The 14,271-nt window shown below is 71.7% G+C and carries 15 protein-coding genes and 1 pseudogene; 10 read left to right on the top strand and 6 right to left on the bottom strand.

Annotated elements, in window-relative coordinates; translation table 11 throughout:
• The first annotated feature begins 161 nt into the window (after nucleotides 1-161).
• Nucleotides 162-2,852: a glucosidase gene (locus tag P9K36_RS10845; RefSeq protein WP_278307087.1), complete on the top strand. Its 2,691-nt coding sequence runs from the start codon at nucleotides 162-164 to the stop codon at nucleotides 2,850-2,852.
• 33 nt (nucleotides 2,853-2,885) lie between these two features.
• On the opposite strand, the gene P9K36_RS10840 is transcribed toward P9K36_RS10845, so the two are convergent.
• Entirely contained in the window at nucleotides 2,886-3,209 is a 324-nt protein-coding gene (locus P9K36_RS10840; protein WP_043356119.1) for a hypothetical protein, read from the bottom strand.
• Nucleotides 3,210-3,614: 405 nt separating this feature from the next.
• A complete protein-coding gene (locus P9K36_RS10835) occupies nucleotides 3,615-4,160 on the bottom strand; it encodes a TetR family transcriptional regulator C-terminal domain-containing protein (RefSeq protein WP_043379780.1) in 546 nt (181 codons plus the stop codon).
• Between the two features lie 163 nt (nucleotides 4,161-4,323).
• Here P9K36_RS10835 and P9K36_RS10830 point away from each other — a divergent pair, with 163 nt between their 5' ends.
• The 8 genes and pseudogenes from P9K36_RS10830 (at nucleotide 4,324) to P9K36_RS10795 (ending at nucleotide 10,497) form a co-directional block, all read left to right on the top strand.
• Nucleotides 4,324-4,887, top strand: coding sequence for a sugar O-acetyltransferase (locus tag P9K36_RS10830; protein ID WP_043756939.1), 564 nt, complete (start codon nucleotides 4,324-4,326; stop codon nucleotides 4,885-4,887).
• 580 nt (nucleotides 4,888-5,467) lie between these two features.
• Nucleotides 5,468-6,508: a taurine ABC transporter substrate-binding protein gene (gene tauA, locus P9K36_RS10825; RefSeq protein WP_278307086.1), complete on the top strand. Its 1,041-nt coding sequence runs from the start codon at nucleotides 5,468-5,470 to the stop codon at nucleotides 6,506-6,508.
• Nucleotides 6,505-7,296 (top strand): ABC transporter ATP-binding protein, encoded by a 792-nt coding sequence (locus tag P9K36_RS10820; RefSeq protein ID WP_043756933.1) that lies wholly within the window; start codon nucleotides 6,505-6,507, stop codon nucleotides 7,294-7,296. Before tauA ends, P9K36_RS10820 begins: the two co-directional genes overlap by 4 nt.
• A complete protein-coding gene (locus P9K36_RS10815; RefSeq protein WP_043756930.1) occupies nucleotides 7,293-8,144 on the top strand; it encodes an ABC transporter permease subunit in 852 nt (283 codons plus the stop codon). Before P9K36_RS10820 ends, P9K36_RS10815 begins: the two co-directional genes overlap by 4 nt.
• 199 nt (nucleotides 8,145-8,343) lie before the next feature.
• Nucleotides 8,344-8,943: a PAS domain-containing protein gene (locus tag P9K36_RS10810; RefSeq protein ID WP_043379521.1), complete on the top strand. Its 600-nt coding sequence runs from the start codon at nucleotides 8,344-8,346 to the stop codon at nucleotides 8,941-8,943.
• A 310-nt stretch (nucleotides 8,944-9,253) separates the two neighbouring features.
• Nucleotides 9,254-9,763 (top strand): ferritin-like domain-containing protein, encoded by a 510-nt coding sequence (locus tag P9K36_RS10805; protein WP_043756927.1) that lies wholly within the window; start codon nucleotides 9,254-9,256, stop codon nucleotides 9,761-9,763.
• Between the two features lie 210 nt (nucleotides 9,764-9,973).
• Nucleotides 9,974-10,096 (top strand): annotated as a pseudogene (locus P9K36_RS10800) (cysteine hydrolase); the annotation flags it as partial.
• Between the two features lie 203 nt (nucleotides 10,097-10,299).
• The gene (locus tag P9K36_RS10795; protein WP_012318739.1) at nucleotides 10,300-10,497 is read left to right on the top strand and encodes a hypothetical protein; all 198 of its coding nucleotides are present in this window, start codon (nucleotides 10,300-10,302) and stop codon (nucleotides 10,495-10,497) included.
• A 102-nt stretch (nucleotides 10,498-10,599) separates the two neighbouring features.
• Here the strand turns inward: P9K36_RS10795 and P9K36_RS10790 are convergent, their stop codons facing one another.
• Nucleotides 10,600-11,370: an SDR family oxidoreductase gene (locus P9K36_RS10790; RefSeq protein WP_043756918.1), complete on the bottom strand. Its 771-nt coding sequence runs from the start codon at nucleotides 11,368-11,370 to the stop codon at nucleotides 10,600-10,602.
• A gap of 152 nt (nucleotides 11,371-11,522) precedes the next feature.
• Here P9K36_RS10790 and P9K36_RS10785 point away from each other — a divergent pair, with 152 nt between their 5' ends.
• On the top strand, nucleotides 11,523-12,152 hold the full coding sequence (locus P9K36_RS10785) for a TetR family transcriptional regulator (protein ID WP_043379529.1): 630 nt from the start codon (nucleotides 11,523-11,525) through the stop codon (nucleotides 12,150-12,152).
• 301 nt (nucleotides 12,153-12,453) lie between these two features.
• On the opposite strand, the gene P9K36_RS10780 is transcribed toward P9K36_RS10785, so the two are convergent.
• The 3 genes from P9K36_RS10780 to P9K36_RS10770 all read right to left on the bottom strand — a co-directional run bounded on the left by P9K36_RS10780 (nucleotide 12,454) and on the right by P9K36_RS10770 (nucleotide 14,242).
• On the bottom strand, nucleotides 12,454-12,798 hold the full coding sequence (locus P9K36_RS10780) for a DUF1330 domain-containing protein (RefSeq protein ID WP_043346068.1): 345 nt from the start codon (nucleotides 12,796-12,798) through the stop codon (nucleotides 12,454-12,456).
• A gap of 64 nt (nucleotides 12,799-12,862) precedes the next feature.
• Nucleotides 12,863-13,555 carry an orotidine-5'-phosphate decarboxylase gene (gene pyrF / locus P9K36_RS10775; RefSeq protein WP_043346079.1) on the bottom strand — a complete coding sequence of 231 codons (693 nt, stop codon included), beginning with the start codon at nucleotides 13,553-13,555 and terminating at the stop codon, nucleotides 12,863-12,865.
• A 69-nt stretch (nucleotides 13,556-13,624) separates the two neighbouring features.
• Nucleotides 13,625-14,242, bottom strand: coding sequence for a uracil-DNA glycosylase family protein (locus P9K36_RS10770; RefSeq protein ID WP_043379530.1), 618 nt, complete (start codon nucleotides 14,240-14,242; stop codon nucleotides 13,625-13,627).
• Nucleotides 14,243-14,271 lie beyond the last annotated feature (29 nt).

Here is a 14,271-nt window from a genome sequence, read left to right as displayed (position 1 = left end):
CACGGAGCCGTGCGGTGGCCGTGCGGGCGGCCGGGTCGGGATGGCGTCAATGATGCATCGGGCCGGCGCATCCGCAGCAAACCGTCGTGACCGATGGCCGCCTCCCGTCCCCGCCGCGCCCCCGTCCCCCGCCGTCCGAGACCGCGTCCGGGACGCGGCTGATGGGGCCGCGCGTGGACGAGGATCGTGACGACTCCCGGGACGCGTCGGTGGGCTGGGCCGAGCGCCGCCGGATCGCCGAGCAGGGCCGGGGCGACCGGGCGTGGTCGCTCTGGGGGCCCTATCTCAGCGAGCGGCAATGGGGGACCGTGCGGGAGGATTACAGCCCCTGCGGCAACGCCTGGGCCGCCCTGACGCACGAGGACGCCCGCTCGCGCGCCTATCGCTGGGGCGAGGATGGGCTGGCGGGGATCTGCGACGAGCGCGGCAGCCTCTGCCTGGCCCTGGCCCTCTGGAACGGGCGCGACCGCATCCTCAAGGAGCGGCTGTTCGGCCTGACCAACCAGGAGGGCAACCACGGCGAGGACGTGAAGGAGGTCTACCACTACCTCGACGCGGTCCCGAGCCATGCCTACCTGAAGATGCTCTACCGCTATCCGCAGGCGGCCTTCCCGTACGAGGACCTCGTCGGCGAGAACATGCGGCGCGGGCGGGAGCAGCCCGAATACGAGATCGAGGAGACGGGGCTCTTCGACGGGAACCGGTTCTTCGACGTCACGGTGGAATACGCCAAGGCCGACGCCGACGACATCCACGCGGTGATCACCGCGCTGAACCGGGGGCCCGAGGCCGCCGACCTCCACCTCGTCCCGCAGCTCTGGTTCCGCAACACGTGGTCCTGGCAGGCCGGGCAGGCGCGCCCGCGGATCGCCTGCGCCCCCGACGGGGGCGTGGTCTGCACGCAGGACCGGCTCGGGCCGTACCGGCTCGCCTTCGACGGGATGCCGGACCTCCTGTTCTGCGAGAACGACACCAACCTGCGGCGGCACGGCGGGCAGCCGGACGCCGCCGGGCCGTTCAAGGACGGGCTCCACGCGGCGATCGTCGGCGGCGATCCCGCTTCGGTGCGCCGGGACGCGGGCACCAAGCTCGGCCTCCATTACGCGCTGCGGCTGGCGCCCGGGGAAACCGCCCGGATCCGCCTGCGGCTGTCGGCGGGCACGCGCCCCCGGGTGGTCGACGACGGGTCGCTGGTCCGCCGCCGGGTGGCCGAGGCGGACGCGTTCTACGAGGAATTGCAGGACGGCATCGCGAGCCCGGATTCCCGCGCCATCTTCCGCCAGGCCGCCGCCGGCCTGATCTGGTCGAAGCAGCTCTACAGCTACGACGTGCGGCGCTGGCTGGAGGGCGACCCGCTCCAGCCGCCGCCGCCGCGGGGGCGCGCGGGCGGCCGCAACGGCCAGTGGCGCCACTTCGCGGCGGCCGACGTGCTGTCGATGCCCGACACCTGGGAATATCCCTGGTTCGCCGCCTGGGACCTCGCCTTCCACTGCCTGCCGCTCGCCCTGCTGGACCCGGACTTCGCCAAGAAGCAGCTCCTGCTGCTCACCCGCGAATGGTACATGCACCCGAACGGCCAGCTCCCGGCCTACGAGTGGGAGTTCGGCGACGCCAACCCGCCGGTCCATGCCTGGGCCACCTACCGGGTGTTCGAGATCGACCGGGACCGGCGGGGCGGGCGCGGCGACCTCGCCTTCCTGGAAGGCGTGTTCCACAAGCTCCTGATCAACTTCTCCTGGTGGGTGAACCGCAAGGACGCGCAGGGCCGCAACGTGTTCCAGGGGGGCTTCCTGGGGCTCGACAATGTCGGCGTGTTCGACCGCTCGCGCCCGCCCCCGGGCTTCGGGGTGGTGCACCAGGCCGACGGCACCGCCTGGATGGCGATGTACGCGCTCAACATGATGCGCATCGCCCTGGAGCTTGCCCTCCACAACGACGTCTACGAGAGCACCGCCTCCAAGTTTTTCGAGCACTTCCTGCTCATCGCCGAGGCCATGACCGACATGGGCGGCGAAGGCGGCGGCGACGGCTTCGGCCTGTGGGACGAGATCGACGAATTCTACTACGACGAGGTCGACATCCCCGGCGGCGGGATGCTGCCGCTGCGGGTCCGCTCCATGGTCGGGCTGGTCCCGCTCTTCGCCGTGGAGGTGATCGAGCCCTCCGTGCTCCACCGGCTGCCGGACTTCGCCCGGCGCCTGAACTGGGTTCTGGAGAACCGGCCCCATCTCGCCCAGCTGGTCTCCCGCTGGACCGAGGGCGGCGTGAAGGACCGCAAGCTGCTGTCGCTGCTGCGCGGGCACCGGATGAAGGCCCTGCTGCGCCGCATGCTCGACGAGGCCGAGTTTCTCTCGCCCTACGGCATACGCTCGCTGTCGAAGGTCCACCGCGACGCGCCCTACGTGCTCAACGAGCTGGGCGCCTCCTTCACGGTCCGGTACGACCCGGCCGATTCCACCTCGAACATGTTCGGCGGCAATTCGAACTGGCGCGGGCCTGTCTGGATGCCGATGAACTTCCTGATCGTCGAGGCGCTACGGCGCTTCCATACCTATTACGGCGACGACTTCCGGGTGGAGTATCCGACGGGCTCGGGCGCGATGCTGACGCTCAGCGCCATCGCGGACGCCCTCGAGGACCGGCTGATCGCCCTGTTCGCCAGGGACGAGACCGGCCGGCGGCCCGCCCTCGGGCCCCGCGAGCCGATCGCCCCGGCGCCCGGCGCCGAGGAGCCGCTGCTGTTTCACGAATTCTTCGATGGCGACACCGGCAGGGGGCTCGGCGCCGCGCATCAGACCGGCTGGACGGCGCTGATCATCAACCTGCTGCACGACCGGGCTCGCGCCCGATAGGCGCGCCCGGTCGAGCGGGGTCCGGCGATCCGGTCAGCAGCTCAGACGGCGGCCCTCGCGACGCCCGAACACCCGGTAATGGGCGGCGCCCGATTCCATCTGGCCGTTGGCCACGGCGCGGCGGACATCCGGATTGCAGCGCAGGTATTCCCGCTCGTCGAACCCGTAATTGGCGCGTCCCCGATAATCGTCCCGATCGCGGTAGCCGCGGTCGCGGTCGCGGTAATCGTAGTCGCCGCGATCACGGTAACCGCGACCGCCGTAATCGTCGTAATCGGGGCGCGGCTGTGCCGAGACCGGGCCGACGACGCCCAAGATTCCGAGGCTCACCGCGGCCGCTGCCAGAAACGCCTTCATTGTACCAATCTCCCTTTCGGTGCCTTGAAACGCACAGCGCCACGGATGGTTCGATCGTCCCGGACGTAGCGGCGCGCACCGCAGACCTCCGAGGACGGACCGGGACCATGGCCGCTCTGGCACCGGGGAGCCGCTCGCCAGGGCCGCCCGGGGGCCGCGCGTCGGGGCCGGCCCACCGCCGATCCCGGTCACAGGTAGCGCTTCTCCCGATGCGTCATGGGCGCGGTCAGGCCGCGGATGGCGCGGCCGCCCGGAAGTCTCCGGTGCCGCGCCATCTCCGGAATCCTCGGTCGGGGCTCGCCGCGGGCGGGCAGCTCACGGTGACGGGGAACGGGAGCGGACCTCCTGTCGTGGCTTGCCCGCCGCCGCGCACCGCGGCGTGTCGCGATACGGATGGACCCAGCCCTACCGCACCAGCCGCAGGACGATCGCACGCACCTGTGCCCGATCCGCCGGCTGCGGGTCGACCGAGCGGTGGATCGTCAGGCCCTCGATCATCGCGTCGAGGGCCTTGGCGGTCTCCGGTGCGAAGTGGCGCTCCAGGGCGGCGCGGCTCTTGGCCATCCAGTCCTGCATGACCCGGCGCAGCGGCGGGTTCCGGGCCGCGAAGGCGTAGAGTTCATAGCTCAGCAGCATCGTGCGCGGGCTCGCCCAGGCATCGCTCACGATGAGGTCGACCACGGCCTCGCAGGCCTCGTCGAAGGTCGCGGCCGCGGCGAGCCGGTCGGCGAACCGCGCCGAGACCGTGTCGGCGAGCCCGGTGAACGCCTCGGTCAAGAGCGCGTCCAGGCTTTCGAAATGGTAGGTCATGGAGCCGAGCGGGACGTCGGCCGCCGCCGCGACCCGGCGGTGGGTCGTGCCGGCGACGCCGTACTCGGCGACGACGTCGAGGCTCGCCTGGATGATGCGCGCCCGGCGATCCGGGTCGAAACGACGCTGGGCGGCGGGCACGGGAGCCTCCTCGGATCCGGGATCACGGCCGCCGGGCGGTAGCGCACGCGGCCAGGATGTGTACATATGTACGTATCGTTCGGTTGTGAGATGCCGGTGCTGACGTCCTGTGCGGTCTCGCCGTGCGGGAGCGGGCCGAAGAGGCTGGAGGGGAATCCTCGCCATGACGACAGAGACCATGAAGACTCAGAAGCAGAAAATGCTGGCCGGCGAATTGTACTGCGCCGACGACCCGGACCTGGCCGCCGACAACCGGCGCATCTCGGAATGGATGGACCGCTACAACGCCACGCACACGCGGAGCCAGCCCGAGCGGCAGGCGCTCTTGGAAGAGGCGTTCGCCCGCGTCGGCGCGGGCTGCAACATCCGTCCTCCCTTCCACTGCGACTACGGCTACAACATCAGCCTGGGCCGCGGCGTATTCCTGAATTTTGGATGCTGCATCCTCGACGTGGTATCGGTCACCATCGGCGACATGACCCAGATCGGCACGGCCGTGCAGATCCTGACGGCCGATCATCCCCGCGATCCGGCGCAGCGGCGGCAGATGCTGGAATTCGGCCGCCCGGTGGTGATCGGCGCGAATGTGTGGATCGGCGGCGGCGCCATCATCCTACCCGGGGTGACGGTCGGCGACGACGCGATCATCGGGGCGGGAAGCGTGGTGACGCGCGATGTCCCGCCGGGCGCGACCGTCATCGGGAATCCCGCTCGGCCACGGCCGTGAGGCGAGGAAGCACGGGGGTGCCGCGGGAGGCTGCGATCCGGCCGCTCGGCGGCCGTGCCGATCGGGATCGTGCCGGACATCGCGTCCAGATCGAGCCGCCAGGGACGCCGAGACCCTGGCGCCGGGCGGGGCGGATGTCGGCATCGGTCCGATCGCCCGGCACGGTCCCGCCCAACGCCTGACGCGGTGCGTGGCCGTGCCGGACGATCGCCGCGTGCGGGATCAGTCCGTGTGGATGAGGGCCGCCGGGGCGACCGTTTCGCCGAAGCCGAAATCGGCCAGCCGGTACGAGACCTGTGCGAAGGCGCCGTAACGCGCGGTCCCGAACTCCATCGGGCTGGGCGGCGGCGACGTCAGCCCGCCGCCGGGTACGCCCCCGGCCCAGGCCTCCCCGGAGGATCGTGATGCCGCACGCGGCCTGAGCGGGTCGGGCGCCGTCACGGGGAAGGAGGACGCGCCATGTCCGGCCGGCTTCCCTGTCCAACGGGCAGGTCTCTTGCCTCCGAAGCAAAGCGTGTCGGACCCTCCGGGCGGCTGGCCGGCGCACGTTCGATTCGGCTGCGAGGAGGAAGAACAGGTCATGGCTCGAGAGGGTATGCTCCGCCGGTCGGTTGCAGTGGCGGCGCTGGCAACGCTGGTTCTCGGCCTCCCGGCGCCGGGCCCCGCCTGCGCGGCCGACAAGGAGGTCACCTTCGCCCACCAGGACATGGTGGTGCCGTTCCGGGCGCTGATGGCCTCGGGCGCCCTCGAAAAGGCGACCGGCTACACCGTGCACTGGCGCAAGTTCGGCGGCGGCGGCGACGTGATCCGCGCCATGGCCTCGGGCAGCGTCCAGATCGGCGAGGCGGGATCGAGCCCGATCGCGGCCGCCGCGTCGCAGGGTCTCGATATCCAGCTGTTCTGGATCCTCGACGAGATCGCCGACGCCGAGCAGCTCGTGGCCCGCGCCGGCAGCGGCGTGACGCGCGTGGCCGACCTGCGCGGCAAGACGATCGCCGTGCCGTTCGTGTCGACGGCGCATTACCAGCTGATCGCCGCCCTGGCGGAGGCCGGGCTCGGCCAAGCGGATGTCAGGATCCTCAACATGCGCCCGCCCGAGATCGCCGCCGCCTGGGAGCGGGGCGACATCGACGCGACCTTCATCTGGGATCCGGTGCTCGCCCGGGTGAAGCCATCCGGCACGGTGGTGGTCTCGGCCGGCGACCTCGCCCGCCGGGGCAAGGCGACCTTCGACGGCCTCGTGGTCGACCGCGCCTGGGCGGCCGCGAACTGGGATTTCCTGGTGACGCTCGTCAAGCTGATCGCCGCCCAGGACGCGGCTTATGCCGCCAAGCCCTGGAATGCCGACGCGCCCGAGGTGGCGGCGGTGGCCCGGATCACCGGCTCGGCGCCGGCGCAGGTGCCGGCGAGTCTCGCGGCCTACCGGTTCCCGACCCTCGAGGCGCAGGCCTCCCCGGCCTGGCTCGGCGGTGCCGCCGCCAAGGCCCTGACCGAGACCGCCGCGTTCCTGAAGGCGCAGGGGCGCGTCCAGGCGCTGGCGCCGGATTACGGCCGGTTCGTCACGACGGACGTCGTGGACGCGGCCCGGAAAGGGCCTGTCCCCGGACCGGAGGGCCGATGATCGAGATCCGCAACCTGAGCGTCCGCTACGGACAGGGTGCCGGCGCGGTCGCCGCCCTGTCGCGGATCGACCTGACCATCGGCCCCGGGGAGTTCGTGGTGGCGCTCGGCGCCTCGGGCTGCGGCAAGACCACCCTGCTCTCGGCGATCGCGGGCTTCCTCCCGCCCACCGAGGGTCAGATCCTCCTCGACGGGGCCCCGATCCGGGGCCCGGGGGCCGAGCGGGGCGTGGTGTTCCAGCGCCACGCGCTGATGCCCTGGCTGGACGTGGCCGAGAACGTGGCCTTCGGCCCCAAGATGCGGGGCGTGCCCCGGGCGGAGCGGCAGCGGATCGCCCGCGCGATGCTCGACCTCGTGGGCCTGCCCGACTGCGCCGATCGGAAGGTCTACGAGCTCTCGGGCGGCATGCAGCAGCGGGTCGGCCTCGCCCGGGCACTGGCCGGAGACCCGCGTGTCCTGCTGATGGACGAGCCGCTGGGCGCGCTGGACGCCCTCACCCGCGAGCAGATCCAGGAGCTGATCCTCCGGATCTGGCACCGGACCGGCAAGATGGCCTTCTTCATCACCCACGACGTCGAAGAGGCGGTGTTCCTCGCGACCCGGCTGGTGATCATGAGCCCGAGGCCCGGCCGCATCGTCGAGACGCTGGACCTGCCCTTCTCCCGGGCGGCGGTCGGCGGCCGCGATACGCGGGCCGTGAAGTCGGATCCCGCCTTCATCGCCGTGCGGGAGCGCGTCCTCGAGCGCATCCGCCACGGTGCCGGCGCCCGGCCCGAGGCCGTCCGATGAGCGGGCCGCCCCGCACGGCGCGGGACGCGGCCTCGGGCTCCGCGGCGGATCCGCCGGCGCGCCCCGGACCCCGTCGCCGCGGCGGGATCCCGGTGCCGGCGGTCAGCGTCGCAACCGTGCTCGCGGCCCTCGGCCTCTGGGTGGTCGCCACGGGCGCCGGCTGGGTGAAGCCGCTGTTCCTGCCGCCGCCGGAGGCGGTCCTGTCGGCCTTCGGGCAGGCCTGGCACGGGGCGATCGACGGCGCCCCGCTCGGGATCCACATCCGCGACAGCCTCCTGCGCGTCCTCGGCGCCTTCGGGCTCGCTACCCTGGTCGGGATCCCCGTCGGGCTCGCCATGGGCACGAGCCGGATCGCCCGGGGCATCCTCGACCCGCCGATCGAGTTCTACCGGCCGCTGCCGCCGCTCGCCTACCTGCCGCTGATGATCATCTGGTTCGGGATCGGCGAGCTGTCGAAGGTGCTGCTGATCTTCCTCGCCTGCCTCGCCCCGGTGGCGCTCGCCGCGCGCGCGGGGGTGCGCTCCGCCTCGGTCGACCAGATCAACGCGGCGCGCGCCCTGGGAGCGAACCCCTGGCAGGTCCTGCGCCACGTGGTCTTCCCGGCAGCCCTGCCGGAGATCCTGATCGGCCTGCGGATCGGCATGGGCGTCGGCTGGACCACCCTGGTGGCCGCCGAGATGGTGGCGGCCCAGGCCGGCCTCGGCCAGCTCGTCCTCAACGCGTCCAACTTCCTGCGCACCGACGTGGTGCTGATGGGCATCCTGGTGATCGGCCTGTTCGCGGGCCTGTTCGAGTTCGGGATGCGGTGCCTGGAGCGCGTGCTGGTCCCCTGGAAGGGCAGGGCTTGAGAGGCGACCGACCCGAGCCCACGATCCCGGACGAGGCGCCGATGCGGCGGCGGGGAGGGAATGCCGCAGGTCAATATTGCGCCCTCAACATGCGCACTTAATTGTGTCGCTTGCAGATCCCAACGGAATACGGAGTGTGTACGATCGGAGAGGGCGCGCGGCAGCGGCCGTTTTGGCGATGCGCTCGGGGATGCCACGGATGGCCCAAACGGACGAGGATGTGTCCGAGGCGGCTCTGGTCGCGGCTCTCGAAGCCTCGGGCGGCGTCGGCTTCTGGATGTGGGACATTCTCCGGGACGAGGCGCGGGCCGATCCGGTGAGCGCCCTGCTGTTCAACATCAGCCCGGCCCGGTCGCGGGCCGGCGTCAGCCTCGCCGAGCTCCTGGAGGCCGTCCATCCGGACGACCAGCCGCATATCTCGCAGGTCATCCTGGATTGCGTCCGCACGGGCGGCTCCTACACGGCCGAGTACCGCGTCTGCTCCCCGGAAGGCCGGCTGCGGTGGCTGTTCACCCGCGGGCATTTCTACCTCGATCAGGACGGCCGTCCGTCCACCGGCCGGGGGGTGATCGTCGAGATCTCGGACAGCAAGTCCGCCGGCACAGCCTTCGCGAAGCGCGACGGGGCCACGATCGACGACGCCCTCAGCCGGACCGCCGACCTGTGCCTCTCGCTGCACGACACGGTCTCGCAGCTCCGCGACACCGCCCTGGTGGCGCTGACCGAGACGCTGCTGATCGAGATCGGCCGGCGCCTCGCGGACCGCCAGCGCACCGAGCGCGGCGACGCCCTGCATTGATTGGCCCCCCGTTCCCGTCGAGGCGGCGGCCAGGGCGACGACCGTGGCGCCGGAGCCGCGTCTCCCCATCGACGCCGCCGGCCGGTTGACCCGCGCCGTCAGTCCGGGGCGTCGAGGGCGCGCCCGGCCCCGGAGGGGCGCGCCGGAGGCGGTCGATCCGGAACCGCGCTGGTCCGGATCCCGGCACGGCGCAGGACAGGCTCGATCGGCGCCTCCTCCTGCGACCTTCCGACCGGAACTTGGCCGCGCGGCGCCTGTGTTTGCTGGTTGAACGAGCCATCAGGCTCGCAACTGCTACGAGGCAAACGCCATGACCATGGACGTCCGCGAGATCTACGTCACGGCCCTGAAGAATACCCATGCGGTGGAGATGCAGGCGCTGCAGATCATGGAGCGGCAGGTCGAGCGCCTGGAGCGCTACCCCGAGATGGAACAGGCCCTGCGCCGCCACATCGAGGAGACGCACGGGCAGCGCCAGCGCCTGGAGGAGGCGCTCCAGAGCCTGGGCGACAGCCCCTCGGCCCTCAAGGAGGGCTTCCTGGGCTTCGTCGGGAACATGATGGCGCTCGGTCACACCCCGGCCCAGGACGAGATCCTGAAGAACACCTACGCCAACCACGCCTTCGAGAATTTCGAGATCGCCGCCTACGAGTCGCTGCTCACGATCAGCGACGCCGCCGGACAGCAGGGACACCGGAGCGCCTTCGAGCAGTCGCTCAAGGAGGAGCAGGCCATGGCGGATGCGGTGCGCAAGCTGATCCGTCCGATCACGGAGCGCTACCTCTCCCTGACGGTGTCCGGCGCCAAGGCCGATCGCTGACGTCGCGCCGCCCCGCCCGAAGCGGGGCGGGGACGGCCGCGTCCGACGACCCTCACACCAACGCCGACCCGGCCTGATTGCGCGCACATGGACACTGGAAGCGGTCGATCGACGAACGCTCCCCGGCCGGAGGGGAAAGCCTCCGGAGGGGCCCTGGGGACGGGTTGCGTCCATCTCTGCATCGACATGCAGCGCATGTTCGCCGAGCCCACCGACGCCCTGTGCAGCTCCTGCGACGCGGCGCACGACGCCCTCCTGCTGATGTACCGGATGCGTTACGGCCACCAGGTCGAGACCATGACGACCGCCGAGATCCTCGATCTCTGGCACTGACCCGGCCCGCCGCCCTCCGGACAGGGCCGAACATTCGCACCGTAATAGCCAAGCTCAGGCGAGATCTGCGCGAGCCGTCCGCGACCATCCCGGCTCTCGAACACTCGATCCGTGCGCCGCCGCACGCGAAAAACAGTCGCGCCGCGCGAACCAGCGGCCTGCGCGACCGTTATGATCCTGAACACGGTCCCGGAGGAAAGGTTATGGCCAAGCACGAGATCCTCGGCTACTTCGAGCACCGCCGCGACGGGGCCTGGGTCTGCGTCCGTCCCTTCACCCTGACCACCCGGGATGCCAGCGTCGACATCCGCCAGGGGATGCGCTTCGACTACGGCAAGCGTGTCGGGGGCGTCGACCTGGCCGAGTACCTCGAGCGGCTGGGCTCGCAATTCGGGTCCTGAGGGCCTGCCCGAGGGCTTGGTGGCACCACCGGCAGCCCCGGCGCCGGTCAAAAATGTCTCGACGCGGCGCCGGACCTTGAGCCCAGCGCCGCGCTTCGTCGTTCAGGCGCCACCCCACTGCATCGTCAAGCCGCCATCGACCACCAGAGTGTGGCCGGTGACATAGGCCGCGGCATCCGAGGCCAGATACAGGATCGCTTGAGCGATCTCCTCCGGCTGGCCGGCCCGATGCCACGGGATCCGCTCCAGGGACTGGTCCAGAACCTCCGACCGCTCGAACCGGTCCGCGGTCATCGGCGTCTCGATCAGGCCCGGGGCGACATTGTTGACGTTGATCCGGTCCTCGGCGAGTTCCCGCGACAGGGAGCGGCAGAGGGAGCCGAGCCCCGCCTTCGACATCCCGTAGGGCGCGCTCTCGGGGGTGGGCAGGTGCTGGGCCACGGAGGAGACGAACACGATCTTGCCGTTCCCGCCCTGCGCTCGGCGCATCTTGATGAAGGGGCGCGCACAGAACAGCGGTCCCATGAGGTTCACCCGCAGGATCCGCTCCAGGACCGCGTCGTCCATCTCGGCGACCGGTATCCCGCTCATGGCCTGTCCGGCATTGGCCACGAGGATGTCGAGGGTGCCGAGCTCGCTGCCGATACGGTCGAAGGCCGCCGTGACGGCCGCCGGATCGCCGACATCGAGCTGGAGCACCAGGGCCCGGCGGCCCGCGGCCTCGACCCGCGCGGCGGTCTCGCGGATGCCGTCCGCGTCGCTGTGATAGGTGATCGCAACGTCGGCGCCTGCCCGGGCGAGCAGTTCCGCCGTCGCCTGCCCGATGCCGGAATCGGCCCCGGTGACCAGGGCACGGGTGTCGGTGAAGCTCATCGGGACTCTCTCGCTGGCACCGCCATGGCGGCCGGATGCGGGGGCAATGGGTGTCGCCGGGGCGGGTTCCGGGCGCGCGCACCGGCCGCAGGGGAACCCGATCCGGGTTCGCGTCTTTGACGCCCCACGGCCGCATGGCCTAGTGAGGACGCATGTCCCTGGACGAAACGCCCCACGCGATCGCAGAGGAGTGCGCGCCCGACACGCGGAGCCGCATCCTGGCGACGGCGGGCACGTATTTCCGCGAGATCGGCTATCAGAAGACGACCGTGGCCGACATCGCCCGGACGCTCAAGATGAGTCCGGCCAACGTCTACCGGTTCTTCGAGTCGAAGAAGGCGATCAACGAGGCGGTGCTGGAGCGGCTGATCGGCGAGAGCGAGGCGGTGATCTCGGAGATCGCCGACCGGCCGGGCCTCGACGCCACCGCGCGCCTCGTGGCGGCGATCGAGACCCTGCATCGCGACTGCACCCGCCGCTGCGAGACGTTTCCCCGCCTGCACGAGATGATCGAGGCGGCGATGGTGGAGAGCTGGGACGTCTGCCGTCATCACGTGGCCCGGATCACCGCCGGGTTCGAGCGGATCATCCGCGAGGGGGTGGCCCGGGGCGAATTCGAGGCCGCCGATCCCGTCGAGGCGGCCGCCTGCATCCACGCCGCCATCGCCCGCTACACCCATCCGCTGCTGGTGGGCAGCTCCAGTCTTCAGCCGGTGCCGCCCGTGGCCGCGATGACGGCCTTCCTGCTGCGAAGCCTCGCGCCGCGGAGGCCGCTGTCGTAGCGCGACCGGACGAGATCCGGGATCGTCGCCGGCGGCATCGCGGCCGCCCCGGAGGACCCGCCTCCATGGTCCCGCTCTGACGGTCGGTCCAACGTCGGCATTCCGCCCCCCGCCCCACAGGGGCGAAGCGGCGCGCCGGGACAGTGGCGATCGCCAGCGCGGACACCGCGCCGCCGGATGCGATGGCGGCCGGGGACGACACCTCCGTCATTCCCCGACTGCGCGCAGGCCCCGAAATCCAGAGCCCCGTCCGGTGCCCGGCTCGGCCGCGCGAGACCCCGCGTGGCCCCTTCGCTGCGATCTACTCGGAAGCCGGACCGGCCTCCGGCGCCGGCTCGGAGGCGCTCGGCTGCGGGCCGTCATAGCCCTCGATCACCAGGATCTCGGCCTCGACGCCGCCGCGCTGCTTGGCCTTGGCCGCCTGGTAGAGGTCGGAGTTCCAGCAGGCGAGGGCATCGGCATAGCTCGGGAACTCGATCACCACGTTGCGGGATCGGGCCGGCCCCATCACCGCCTCGTGGGCGCCGCCGCGCACGAGGAAGCGACCGCCGAACTTGGCGAAGGCGGCACCGTTGGCCGCCACGTACGCCTTGTAGGCCTCCGCGTCGCGGACATCGACCCGCGCGATCCAGTAGCCCTTCGTCATGCTGCGTCTCCTGCCTTGCGGAGCGAAGTGGATCCGATCGGCGCGAAGGCAATCCCGGTCCGGTTCAGGCGAGTTCCGCCACGATCGCCTGCGCCACCGCGCGGGGGTCGGCGGCGCCGGTGATCGGGCGCCCGACCACCACATGGTCGATCCCGACCTTTCGGGCATCGCCGGGGGTCATCACCCGCTTCTGGTCGCCGGCCTCGGTGCCCGCCGGGCGGATGCCCGGAGTGACGATCAGCCGGTCCGGGCCGACGATGCGCCGGACCGAGCCCGCCTCGGCAGCCGAGCAGACGAGGCCGTCGATGCCGATCTCGGCGGCCTGGGCGGCGCGCTTGGCGACGAGCTCCGCCACCGGCAGGCCGTAGCCGGCCTCCGCGGCGTCGGCATCGTCGTAGGAGGTGAGCACCGTCACGGCGAGGATCTTCAGCCCCGCGCCCCGGCCGCGGACCGCCGCCCGCATGGTCTGCGGGTAGGCGTGGACGGTGAGGAAGGTGGCGCCGGAGCCCGAGGCCGAGCGCACGCCCTCCTCGACGGTGTTGCCGATGTCGTGGAGCTTCAGGTCGAGGAAGACCTTGAGGCCGCGGGCCGCCAGCCGCTCGGCCAGGGCGAGGCCGCCCGCGTAACCCAGCTGGTAGCCGATCTTGTAGAAGGTCGCGGCGTCGCCGATCCGGTCGATCAGCGCCTCGGCCGCCTGCACGCTCGGCAGGTCGAGGGCCACGATCAGGCGGTCGCGGGGGTCGGCAATCTCGGTCATCGGCGCGTCCTTCGGGGTCGCGGCAGCGATTCCGCGGAACGCCTGCGAGGTCAATGCCGGCACGGCCACTCACCCCGCCAACACCCGCGCCACCTCGGCGCGCAGCACCGGCAGCAGCTCCGCCTCGAACCAGGGCTCGCGCTTCAGCCAGCCGTTGTTGCGCCAGGACGGGTGGGGCAGGGGGAGCACCCGGGGGCGCCGGGGCTCGGCGAGGATCTCCCGCCAGCGGCGCACCGTGCCGGTGAGCCCGCCCTCCATCCGTCCGAGATGCCAGCCTTGCGCGTACTGGCCGATCACCAGGATCAGTTCGAGGTCGGGCAGGCCGGAGAACAGCTCCGCCCGCCAGCGCTCGGCGCATTCCCGGCGCGGCGGCCGGTCGCCGCCCTTGGCGTCGAGGCCGGGGAAGCACGATCCCATCGGCACGATGGCGACCCGGGCGGCGTCGTAGAACTGCGCTTCGTCGAGGCCGAGCCAGGACCGCAGCCGCACGCCCGACGGGTCGGTGAACGGCTGGCCCGTGCGGTGGGCGCGCGTGCCGGGCGCCTGGCTGGCGATGCACAGGCGGGCCGTGGCCGAGCCCTGCACGATCGGCCGGGGCTCCTGGGGCAGGGGCGGACCGTAGAGCGGGCTGTCCCGGCAGAGGCGGCAGGCGCGCAGGCGCGCGGCGGTGTCGTCGAAGGCGGGCATGCCCCGGAGATGGCGCATCGGCGCAGAAA

Source organism: Methylobacterium sp. 391_Methyba4, from assembly GCF_029691625.1.
GTDB classification, from domain to species: domain Bacteria; phylum Pseudomonadota; class Alphaproteobacteria; order Rhizobiales; family Beijerinckiaceae; genus Methylobacterium; species Methylobacterium fujisawaense.
This window is presented reverse-complemented; position numbering and strand designations above follow the sequence as displayed.